The 11180-nt window shown below is 70.7% G+C and carries 7 protein-coding genes; 5 read left to right on the forward strand and 2 right to left on the reverse strand.

The window, feature by feature from the left end; translation table 11 throughout:
- The first annotated feature begins 52 nt into the window (after positions 1-52).
- The 4 genes from ACZ7KI_RS41630 to ACZ7KI_RS41645 all read left to right on the forward strand — a co-directional run bounded on the left by ACZ7KI_RS41630 (position 53) and on the right by ACZ7KI_RS41645 (position 3282).
- Positions 53-535, forward strand: coding sequence for an SAV_6107 family HEPN domain-containing protein (locus tag ACZ7KI_RS41630; RefSeq protein WP_470278509.1), 483 nt, complete (start codon positions 53-55; stop codon positions 533-535).
- Between the two features lie 24 nt (positions 536-559).
- On the forward strand, positions 560-1324 hold the full coding sequence (locus tag ACZ7KI_RS41635; RefSeq protein WP_470278510.1) for a maleylpyruvate isomerase family mycothiol-dependent enzyme: 765 nt from the start codon (positions 560-562) through the stop codon (positions 1322-1324).
- A 93-nt stretch (positions 1325-1417) separates the two neighbouring features.
- Positions 1418-2101 (forward strand): VOC family protein, encoded by a 684-nt coding sequence (locus ACZ7KI_RS41640; RefSeq protein ID WP_470278511.1) that lies wholly within the window; start codon positions 1418-1420, stop codon positions 2099-2101.
- Between the two features lie 95 nt (positions 2102-2196).
- On the forward strand, positions 2197-3282 hold the full coding sequence (locus ACZ7KI_RS41645) for a GNAT family N-acetyltransferase (protein WP_470278512.1): 1086 nt from the start codon (positions 2197-2199) through the stop codon (positions 3280-3282).
- A 64-nt stretch (positions 3283-3346) separates the two neighbouring features.
- Here ACZ7KI_RS41645 and def read toward each other — a convergent pair whose 3' ends face one another.
- Positions 3347-3847, reverse strand: coding sequence for a peptide deformylase (def, locus tag ACZ7KI_RS41650; protein ID WP_470278513.1), 501 nt, complete (start codon positions 3845-3847; stop codon positions 3347-3349).
- Positions 3848-3885: 38 nt separating this feature from the next.
- Positions 3886-8508: an ATP-dependent helicase gene (locus ACZ7KI_RS41655; RefSeq protein WP_470278514.1), complete on the reverse strand. Its 4623-nt coding sequence runs from the start codon at positions 8506-8508 to the stop codon at positions 3886-3888.
- Between the two features lie 347 nt (positions 8509-8855).
- Here ACZ7KI_RS41655 and ACZ7KI_RS41660 point away from each other — a divergent pair, with 347 nt between their 5' ends.
- The gene (locus tag ACZ7KI_RS41660) at positions 8856-10760 is read left to right on the forward strand and encodes an Hsp70 family protein (protein ID WP_470278515.1); all 1905 of its coding nucleotides are present in this window, start codon (positions 8856-8858) and stop codon (positions 10758-10760) included.
- Positions 10761-11180: the final 420 nt, after the last annotated feature.

Below are 11180 nucleotides of genomic sequence, written 5' to 3' on the forward strand. Positions count from 1 at the left end.
GCGCCTCGGCGCCGGGCACCGGCCGGCGCTCACGTACAGGAGGAGGGTCGTCATGTCCGTTTCGGTCGTGTCCCCTGACGAAGCCGAGAGGCCGGGGGGCTCCGCGCAGCCCGCCCTGCCGATGTCGTTGCGCCCGCCGGCACCACCCGCGGCGGTCTCCTTGTACGCACAGGCAAGGCGTGGCCTTGGCGAAGCAGAGCGGGAGAGCGATCCCGCGGAGCGATTCATCGGCGCGTACCTCGCCGCGTTGCGGGGTGCGGCGGCGGTGCTGGAGGCCCGTGGCCGTCCGCACCGGGGCCGTGCCCGGCCGGCGAGCGGCTGGGTGTTGCTCGAATCCGTCGCGCCCGAGCTGAAGGAGTGGGCGGCGTTCTTCGCGGCCAACTCCGCGACGCGGGCCGCCGCGCAGGCGGGTATCACGGGCAAGGTCACCGTCGAGCTGGCGGACGGGCTGACGAAGGCCGCCGCGGTGTTCCTGGAACTGGTCCGGCGGGTGGTGCACGGGCTGCCGATGGGTGATTCGGCGCATGTGGCCTAGCGCGCCACGGAGAGGGGGAGGCCGATGGCCGGGCAGGCCATGATCGACCAGGGCAGGTTCCTGGAGGTGATCGGCGCCGAAACCGAGCTGATGGCCCAGGTGGCGCACAACGCGTCCGCCGACGCGCCGGTCCCGACCTGCCCCGGCTGGACACTCGGCGAGGTGCTCCGGCACGTGGGCAGCGTGTACCGGGTCACCCGCCGGTGGATCACCGACGGGCGTCGTCCCGAGCACTGGCAGCGCAAACCGGGGCCGGGCCAGACCCTGGACGAGTACTTCCGCCAGGGTCGGGACGAACTCGTCGCCGAACTGTCCGCGCACGACGCGGACGAACCGGCGCCGACCTGGTGGCCGGCGGACCGCAGCTACGGGTTCTGGCGGCGGCGGATGGCGCACGAGGCGACGATCCACCGTATCGACGCGGAGAGCGCGGCCGGGCGGGACGTGTCGGAGATCCCCGAAGACGTGGCACTCGACGGGATCGACGAGGCGCTGGCGCTCTGGTTCGGCCAGCGGCTGCCGTTGCTGGGACTGTCCGGGACGAAGACCGGATCGGTCGGTGTGCGCACCGCGGGCCATCACTGGATCGCCAGAGCCGGGCCGACGGAAACGATCGCCTGGCGATGCTCGGCCGAGGACGCCCAGCGCGCGGACGACCTGGTCACCGGCCATCCGGACAAGATCTACCGCTGGCTCTGGGGCCGGGCGGGTCCGACGGCGGTGACGGTCAGCGGAGACCAGGACATGGCGGGACAACTCTGGGCCCTTCTGCGGCTCGCGACCCGATGACCGGTCGGTGGGGAAGCCAAACCGGTCAGCAGGTCTCGCTGTCGCGGCGGCGGGCATCCAGAAATGTCGGTGGTCTCGTCTAGGTTCACCTGGGTGGCATCACACCTGGTGAACCTGGTCTTCGACTCGGCCCTTCCCAGAGATCTGGCGGGTTTCTGGGAAGGGCTGTTCAGTTGGGACGCCCCGTTCGACCCGGCCTTCCGTTCCGAGGCCGGGCCCAAACGGGGCAAGAACCGGCTGCATCTGGATCTGGCGAGCCGTTCGCCGGAACACCAGGCCGAACTGGTGGACCGTGCGCTGTCCCTCGGCGCACGGCACATCGACATCGGCCAGGGCCCGCCGGAGGAGAAACGGGTGCCGTGGGTGGTGCTGGCGGATCCCCAGGGCAACGAGTTCTGTGTCCTCGAACCCCGCGAGCAGTACGCGGGCACCGGGGCGATCGCCTCGGTCGTCGCCGATGCCAGGGACCCGGAGCGGCTCGCGCGGTTCTGGGCGGCGGCGCTCGGCCGGGAGATCGGTGTCCGGGAAAAGTCGATCGTGGGCCTGCGACCGCGAGGTGGCCGCGGCCCCTGGCTCGAATTCCTCGCCACCCAGGAGGAGAAGCAGCACGGGAACCGCCTGCGGTTCGAGATCGCGCCACGGCGAGGCGGAAGCCGGGCCGCCGAGGTCCGGCGCCTGCGGGAGCTCGGCGCGACGGGCCAGGGTTCGGCGAGACAGGGCGTCGTCGCCATGGTGGACCCGGAGGGCAACGAGTTCAGCGTGCTTTCACCGCGCTGAGTGTTTCGCCGGGGTTGCGTGGCGGCGCCGAACGCTGACCTGAGCGAAACACCGGCGCCGTGGGCAGGCAACAACCGGCGGGGACCGTTGAGGCCATGGAGACCTATCGAATCCGGCCCACTCAGGTCCATCCCGGTGCAGACACGGCGGCCGCGTCGGCGTGGCGGGTCCGGATCCGCGTGGACGACCGGCCGGGCACCCTCGCCAGGATCGCGATCAGGCTGGCCGACCTCGAGTGCAACATCCTCGGGCTCTCGGTGCTGCCGGTCCCCGGCGGCGTGCTGGACGAGATCGTCCTGCGGCCTGCCGCGGGTCTGCCCCGGCAACTGCTCATCGACGCGATCCGTGACGAAGGCTGCGAATGCTCCGCCGTCATCGACGCCGACCTGGCCGAACTGGTCGATCCGGCCACCGCGACGTTCACCGCGGCCAAACAGGCCGTCGAGGATCCAGGCGGACTCGCGGAGGTGCTTCGCGGCGTCCTCGCGGCCGACGTCGTCACGAAGGTCCCCTCCATCGAGGCCAACCCCGCACGGACGGAGGGCGGGCACCGGGCGGTCTTCCCCGCCGGGGACGGAACCGCGTTCGTCGCTCGGCGCCGGTGGTCGCCGTTCGTCGAACTGGAACTGAGCCGGGCCGTCGCGCTGATCGGCCTGATGACCGCCGTCCGCGACAACGTGACCGGGCCGATCGTGCTCGACCGGCCCGACGGCGCCGCGATCGTCCTGCGGAAGGGGGTCCCCGGTGACGCGGAGGCGGTGTCCGCGCTGCACCAGAGATGCTCGATGACGACGTTGTTCCACCGCTACCACACCGGAATGCGCGCCGTACCGCGTCGCTGGCTGCACCGGCTCCTGATGCCGCCACGCGGAGTGAGCCTGCTCGCGGTCTGCGGCCGCGACGTGATCGGTCTCGGTCAGCTGATCCCGGCCATCGGCGGCGGGGCGGCCGAAGTCTCGCTCCTGGTCGAGGATTCCTGGCAGCGGCAGGGCATCGGCACGGCCTTGCTCTCCCGGCTCGCCGTTCTCGCCACGGCCAAGGGGGAGCGCGAACTCGCCGCCGTCTGCCTGCCCGGCGACGACTCCCTCTACCGCACCGCGGCCAGGGCGGGACTCCGCCCCGAACGCCTCCCCGGCGAGTCCGGCACCCTGCGCTTCACACTCCCCAACCCCCGCGTTTAGTCCTCTGAACGCGGTAGTTCGCCCTACGAACCAGCGCATTTAGAGGACTAAATGTGAGGGGAGGTCAGCGGTTCCAGAACCAGTCTTTGCCGCGAGCCTCGCTCAGCGCTCGCTTCTTGCGCTCGGAGGTGAGGCGGTCCAGGTACAGCTTGCCGTCGAGGTGGTCGGTCTCGTGCTGCAGGCACTGCGCGAGCACGTCGAAACCTTCGACCTCGACCGGTTCGTTGCGCAGGTTGACCCCGCGCACGACGGCCCGTTTCGCGCGGACGACCGGGAACCACAGTTCCGGCACGGAAAGGCAGCCCTCGCCGATCTCGTGCGTCTCCTCGGAGAGCTCGACGAGCTCCGGGTTGATCACATACCCGGTCAGCCCGCCGACGTCGTAGCTGAACACGCGCAGGCCGACCCCGATCTGCGGCGCCGCGAGACCTGCGCGCCCGGCCGGTTTCACCCCGTCCATCAGGTCGGTGACCAGCGCCTCGATCTTCTTGTCGAATTTCGTGACCGGGTCGCATACGGTCTTGAGCACGGGATCCCCGAAGTAGCGCAGGTCGCGCATCACCATGTTCGAACGTCCTTTTTCCGCCGGCCTGAGCGGCAATTCTAGGCCCGCAGGCGCAGGCCCTTCGGAGTCGCCCGGAATCCCGCCTCCTGGAGCACCGCAGACAGCTCGGAGGTGAGCGCCACCTCACCGTCGGCCTTCTGCACCGCGAGCTGCCCCAGCCAGCCTTCCCGTACCGCTGTGGACAGTGCCCGCGCGGCCGACCGCAAGGTCTCCTGATCCTCGGTGAAACTCAGCAGCGACCGTCCGCCGCGTTCGACGTACATCGCCGGGACACCGTCCACGAGCACCGCCAGCGCCCCCGCTTTCCTTGCGGGACGGTGCTTCGTGTCACCCGTCGCGGCAGGCCACGGCAACGCGGCGCCGTAAGGCTGGGCCGGGTCGGCGGCGGCGAGCACGACCGCACCCTCCCGGGTGGTGCGCTGGTTCCCGGACTGCGCGCGCAGCCTGTCGACGGCGCCCTTCGCCGCGAACTGCGCGGCTCCGAGTCCCTCGACGACGTAGCCCCGGACGACCTGGCCCGAGTCCTCCATCCCACGCAAAACCTTGTAGATCCCGGAAAACCCGCCGGTCACCCGCTCGGTGTCGAGCGCGCCGCGGGTGAGGACGCCGTGCCGTTCCAAGAACGCCTCCGTCCGCGCGAGCGCTCGCCTGGTCGGGTCCGGCGCGCGTTCCGGGGTCAGCGCCCAGCGTCCGGCGACCGTCGGTGGACCGGTGCGCGACGGCATCGCCGGTCGTCCGGCCCGAAGCCGCGCGTACCGGCCGCGAGGAGCCTGCCGTCGTGGCTTGTGCGCCGCGCCCGAACCGGAGACCTGCGCCCGCAACGGGCCGAGCGTGTCGCCGGTGACCAGTCCGGCCCACACCAGATCCCACAGCGCGGCAACGACTTCACCGTCGTTGGGCGGGGTTTCGACCAGCGGTGACGCCCGGTCCACGAGCTGGCGGAAGAACTGCGCCCCACCCTCCAAAGTGGACAGAATGGCCTCGTGGAGCGGGCCGGAGGGCAGATCGTCGTCGAGGTCGGGCAGCAGCAGATCGGCGACGTCCGTCGGCGCGAGCGCCAGCCAGCCGTCCCCGCCGGACAGGGAACCGCATCCGCACCAGGTGACCTCGCCCGCCGTGGTCAGTTCGTCGAGCAGCGACGGCGTGTACCCGGGCAGCCTGCTCGGCAGGATCAGTGACTCGACCGCACTCGCCGGCAGCGGGGCCCCGGCCAGTTGCTCGACCACGGACAGCACGTCGTCCGCCGTCGGCGCCGAACGCACTCGCGCGCCGATGCCGTGCCACGACGGCAGGAACCGGCCCAAGGCCGCCGGTTCGACCGGTTCGACCTCGGCACGCAGCCGCGCCAGTGACGCCCTCCGTAGCCTGCGCAGCACCGACGCGTCGCAGAATTCCACCCCGACGCCGTGGGTCTCCGGATGCCCGACCGGGCTCAGTTCACCCCGGACCAGCCTGCCTTGTGCGGTCAGCCTGTCCAGTACGCCGGTGACCACGGCCGTCCCGAGTCCGAACCGCTCGGCGGCCTGCCGCGCGCTGAACGGGCCGCGACTGCGCGAATACCGCGACAGCAGGTCTCCGACGGGATCCTCGACCGGCTCGGTGAACGCCTCCGGTACCCCGACCGGCAACGCGGTACCCAGCGCGTCCCGCACCCGGCCCGCGTCCTCGATCGCGATGAAGCGTTCACCGCCGCCGATGCGGACCCGGAGCACCCGCCGCGCGGCTTCCAGCTCCTCCAGCCATTCCCGCTGGATACCGCGTGCGGCCGCCTCCTCGATCGAGAGATCGCCGAGGAACCGCAACAGATCCGCGGCCTCCTCGGCGTTGCGGGCATGCCTGTCGGGATCGAGCCGCTGCAGGGACCGCTCGACTTCGGCGACGACCTCGGCGTCCAGCAGTTCCCGGATCGCCTCGGTGCCGAGCAGCTCGGCCAGCAGTGTCGAATCCAATGCCAGCGCCGCCGCGCGCCGTTCCGCGAGCGGGGCGTCGGTCTCGTACAGGAACATCCCGACGTAGCCGAAGAGCAGGCTGCGCGCGAACGGCGACGCGGACGGCGTCTCGACCTCGACCAGCTTGACCTTCCGCGACCGGACGTCGGCCATCAGTTCGCGCAGCCCGCCGACGTCGTACACGTCCTGCAGGACTTCCCGCATCGCTTCCAGCACCACAGGGAACCGCTCGTACTTCGCCGCGACCGAAAGCAGTTGCGACGCGCGCTGCCGCTGCTGCCACAGCGGGGTGCGGCGGCGGGGATCCCGGCGGGGGAGCAGCAGCGATCGTGCCGCGCACTCCCGGAATCGCGCGGCGAACACCGCCGAACCACCGACCTCGGCCACGATCAGCTGCTCGACCTCTTCCGGATCGAGCAGTACGTCTTCGACGCCGATGGTGATTTCCGAGCCCTCGGAGTCCAAGGCTTCGGGCAGGCGCAGCACGATGCCGTCGTCGGAATGCGCCACCTGCGCGTCGACCCCGCGGTTCTCCCGCAGCCGGGCCGCGATCGCGAGCGCCCACGGTGCGTTGACCTGAGCACCGAACGGGGAGTGCAGGATGACCCGCCAGTCGCCGAGTTCGTCGCGGAACCGTTCCAGCAGGACGGTCTTGTCGTTCGGGACGTGCCGGGTCGCCGACTTCTGTTCTTCCAGGTACGCCAGCAAATTGTCGCACGCGTACTCGTCCAGCCCGGCGACGGCGGCGCGCTCCCTGGCCACCGACGGTTCCGAAGTGGACAGTTCGCGGACGAACGCGCCCAGCGCCCGCCCCAGTTCCAGCGGGCGGCCGGGGGCGTCGCCCTTCCAGAACGGCATCCGCGCGGGCTCACCCGGCGCGGGCACGACGATCACGCGGTCGTGGGTGATGTCGGTGACCCGCCAGGAGGAGGTGCCGAGCAGGATCGTGTCCCCGACGCGGGATTCGTAGACCATCTCCTCGTCGAGTTCACCCACCCGCGACCCGGGTTTGTCGTCGGCGCCCGGCGTCATCACCGTGAACAGGCCGCGATCGGGGATCGTGCCGCCGGAGGTCACCGCGAGCCGCTGCGAACCGGGGCGGCCGTGCAGTTCGCCGCTGACCCTGTCCCAGGTGATCCGGGCGCGCAGTTCACCGAACTCTTCGCTCGGATACCGGCCGGCGAGCATGTCGAGGACCGCCAGCAACGCGTCGTCCGGAAGGGAGGCGAACGGTGCCGCGCGGCGAACGAGGGCGGCCACGTCGTCGACCGTCCACGATTCCAAAGCCACCATCGCCACGATCTGCTGCGCGAGCACGTCCAGCGGGTTGCGCGGGTACCGCACCGCCTCGATCGATCCGGACGCCATCCGTTCCGCGACCACCGCGCAGGAGACGAGGTCGCCCCGGAACTTCGGGAACATCACCCCGCTCGACACCGCGCCGACCTGGTGCCCGGCCCGGCCGACCCGCTGCAGTCCCGAAGCGACCGTCGGCGGCGCCTCGATCTGCACGACGAGATCCACCGCGCCCATGTCGATGCCCAGTTCCAACGAGGACGTCGCCACGACACAGGCGAGACGGCCCGTCTTGAGTTCCTCTTCGACGTGGGTGCGCTGCTCCCGCGACATCGAGCCGTGGTGCGCCCGCGCGATCACCGGCGCCGCGCCCGTGGTGAGCCCGGACTGGCCGATCGCTTCGGCCGGGTACCGCTGGTCGGGCTCCAGTTCGGATTGTTCCGCGACGAGTTCGTTGAGCCGGGCCGTCATCCGCTCGGTCAGCCGCCGCGAATTGGCGAACACGATCGTCGACCGGTGGGACTGGATCAGTTCGAGGACCCGCTCCTCCACCGCGGGCCAGATGGACGGCCTTCGCGGTGCGCCGTCGATCTCCTCCAGCGAACCGGGCAGCCGGGCGAGACCCGCGTCGAGGTCTTCGTTCTGCTTCGGACCCTGAGGACTGTCGAGATTGGACATGTCCTCGACCGGGACTTCGACGCGGACCTCGATCGTCTTCGCGAGCTTCGGCTGGACGACGGTGACCGGCTTGCCACCGGCGAGGAACGAAGCGACCTCGTCGATCGGGCGGACCGTCGCCGACAGGCCGATCCGCTGGGCAGGCTTTTCCAGCAGCGCATCGAGCCGTTCGAGTGAAAGAGCCAGATGCGCGCCGCGTTTGCCGCCGGCGACCGCGTGCACCTCGTCGACGATCACCGTCTCCACGCCGCGCAGCGAGTCGCGGGCGGAGGAGGTGAGGATGAGGAACAGCGACTCCGGTGTGGTGACCAGCACATCCGGCGGTGTCTTGCCGAAGGAGCGTCGTTCGGCGGCCGTGGTGTCGCCGGTGCGCATGCCGACACCGATGTCCGGCACCGGCAGTCCCAGCCGCCGCGACGCCTGGGAAATACCGGCCAGCGGAGCCCGCAGGTTGCGCTGCACGTCGACGGCCAGCGCCTTCAGCGGGGAGACATAGAGGACCCGGCAGCGTTTCCGAGGCTCGGCGGGCGGCGGTTCGACCGACAGCCTGTCCAGGGCCCAGAGGAACGCCGACAGTGTCTTACCGGACCCTGTGGGGGCCACGACCAGCGCGTGTTCCCCGGCGTGCGCGGCTCGCCAAGCCCCTTCCTGCGCGCGGGTGGGCGCGGCGAAGGCCCCGGTGAACCAGTCCCTGGTCGCGGGGGAGAAGAGGTCGAGTACGTCTGCCACGCCCTCCATAGTGCGCCGGACCCCCGACAGTTTCGCTCCGAGGCTTGTCGGCGGAGCTGAGATGGACCTGCGAACAGGACCGAACGCGTGAACCCGCCACGGCCGAAGGCCCCGCTATCGCGGTGGCAGGGCGCCCGAGGAGACCAGCTCCACCTTGATCACCAGGCCGCGTCCTGCCGACGTCGATCGCGGAAGCGGGTTCACCGACAGACACCGAGGCCTGTGACAAGGCACCCGCTCGGGGACGAGTTCGGCGGGTTCCGCACGTACGGTGACCTCGCTCATGGGAGCATCACGGCCAGCGCGACCGGATCAGTGCTGGGGCGGTCGCCGTTCGTCTGTGAAGGGAAAGAGCTGTGCGGATCCTGTCGGTGGACCTCGGGACGTCCAACACCGTGGCCGTCCTTTCGGCGCACGGGAGGCCGCCGCGGGTGGTCGAGGTCGACGGTTCGGCCAACATGCCTTCCGCGGTGTTCGCCACCGAAGACGGCACGATCATGGTCGGCCGCGACGCCGAACGCCGTGCCCGGCTCGACCCGACCCGGTTCGAGCCCAACCCCAAACGCCGCATCGACGAGCAGACGCTGCTGCTCGGCACCGATGTCATCCCGGTCACCGAGGTGCTGGCCGCGATCCTGCGCCGCGTCCTCGACGAGACCACCCGCCAGCTCGGCGGCGAACTGCCCGACGAGGTCCGCCTCACCCATCCCGCGCAGTGGGGCCAGACCCGCCGCACCGTGCTGCTGTCCGCCGCCCGGCTCGCCGGGATGGGCGGCAATCTGGTGCTCGTCCCCGAGCCGGTCGCCGCGGCGGCGCATTTCGCGTCGTTCCCCGGCAAGACGCTCGCCCCCGGACAGGCGCTCGCCGTGTACGACCTCGGTGCCGGCACCTTCGACGTCGCCATCGTCGGCGCCACCCCGAACGGCGGTTTCACCGTCGTCGCCGAAGACGGCCTTCCCGACCTTGGCGGCCTCGACGTCGACCAGGCGCTGCTGGTGCACGTCGGCCGCGAGGTCTCGCACAAGGATCCCCAGCGCTGGCAGCGGGTTCTGCGGCCCGAGTCCACTCCGGACCGCCGTACGCGACGCGCACTGCAAGAGGACGTGAAGGCGGCGAAGGAGGCCCTTTCGCGGCACCCGCAGACCGAGGTTCCGATGCCGGAGCCGTTCGAGGACGTACTCGTCACCCGCGGCGAGCTCGAGGCGCTGGTGCGGCCGTCGATGCTGCGCAGTGTCGAGCTGATGGCGCGGGTGGTCCGCTCGGCCGGGATGACGCCGGACCGGCTCGCGGGTATCTACCTAGTCGGCGGTTCGAGCAGGCTTCCGCTGGTCGGCAGCCTGATCGCGGAGAAGCTCGGCGTCGTACCCGGCAGCCTCGACCAGCCCGAGACCGCGGTCGCCCTCGGCGCCCAGCATGTCGCCTCCGACGGCATCAGCTCCCGGACACAGGGGGTGGAAGGGCAGGTCGCGGCCGGAACCGGCGCACACCCCGGCGTTTCGGGTCCGTACGCGCCGCCTCCGCAGCAGGTCGCGTCGATCCCCGGTTACCAGTCCGGCCCCGGTCAGTCCGGCGGCTTCCCGCAGTCGGGCTATCCGAACAGCGGCCCGCAGCAGGTGCAGCAGCAGCCCGCACCGACGAACTTCCCGACGTACTCCCTGGCCAGCGGCGACACCGGCGACAAGGCGACCGCGAGCAAGAAGAAGCCCCTCGTCATCGGCGCGATCGCGGCCGTCGTCGTGCTGATCGCCGCCGGGCTCGTGTACTTCCTGACCTCTTCGTCGGTGACCACTTACACCGCCGACGAGTGCAAGGCGCCCGGCGCGGCCGACGACAAGGGCCTCACCGGCTGCCTGCGCCAGCTCGCCGGCAAGATCGCCGACACCGGTGACTGCAAGCCCGGGATGGGCAACGGACCGGCGAAACCGGCGGAAGACCTGGGCGTGACGTCGACCTGCTCCGCGCCGGGCCGCGCCGGCACCCAGGTGACCTACCTGCAGAGCGACTCCCCGGAGAAGCTCAAGGCCTACACCGACCAGCTGCTCGCCTTCGCCGGCGGTGACCGCACCGAGGCCAAGTGGGCGGGCAACGCCCTGGAAGGCCAGTACTCCTCGGCCGCCGGGCGGAACGCGGCCGTGCTGGTGTTCACCGTGACCGACCGGCCGCTGGTGGGCTTCATCTACCAGGTCCCGGCCGAAGGGCAGAACCCGACGCCGGGCGAACTGGCCGACTACTTCGAAAAGAGCATCCAGCCGGGGGAGTAGGCCCGCTGTGGTCTGTCCGTGAAGGCCTCCTTCCCTATTTTCAAGGTCAGGGTCGCGGCAAGTCGCAGAGTTGCTGGTCGGCGCTGTTCTTGGTGGTCTGGATGTGGCATCGCTGATGCCTGCGGGGTCCGAGTGTGGAGGATTTGGGACGGTGAAGGTCCCCAATCCTCCACACTCGAGTGCACCGGGTTCAGGGGCATGCCCCCTGAAGTTCTGTTGATCAAGCTTCGCAACCGGGGATAGACGTCGGCCTGCGCCATGACGAAGAGGCCCCCGACCTGCACGGTCCCGACTTTGCCGGGACCCTGCCTTGAGCGTCAGGGTCCCGGCAAAGTCGGGAGGACGTTGGTTCGGGTGCGCTGTGACGACCAGATCCGGGAGGGGTGTGTGGAAATAGGGACACTCAACGTCCCTATTTCC

It is taken from the genome of Amycolatopsis sp. NPDC039088 (genome assembly GCF_055598845.1).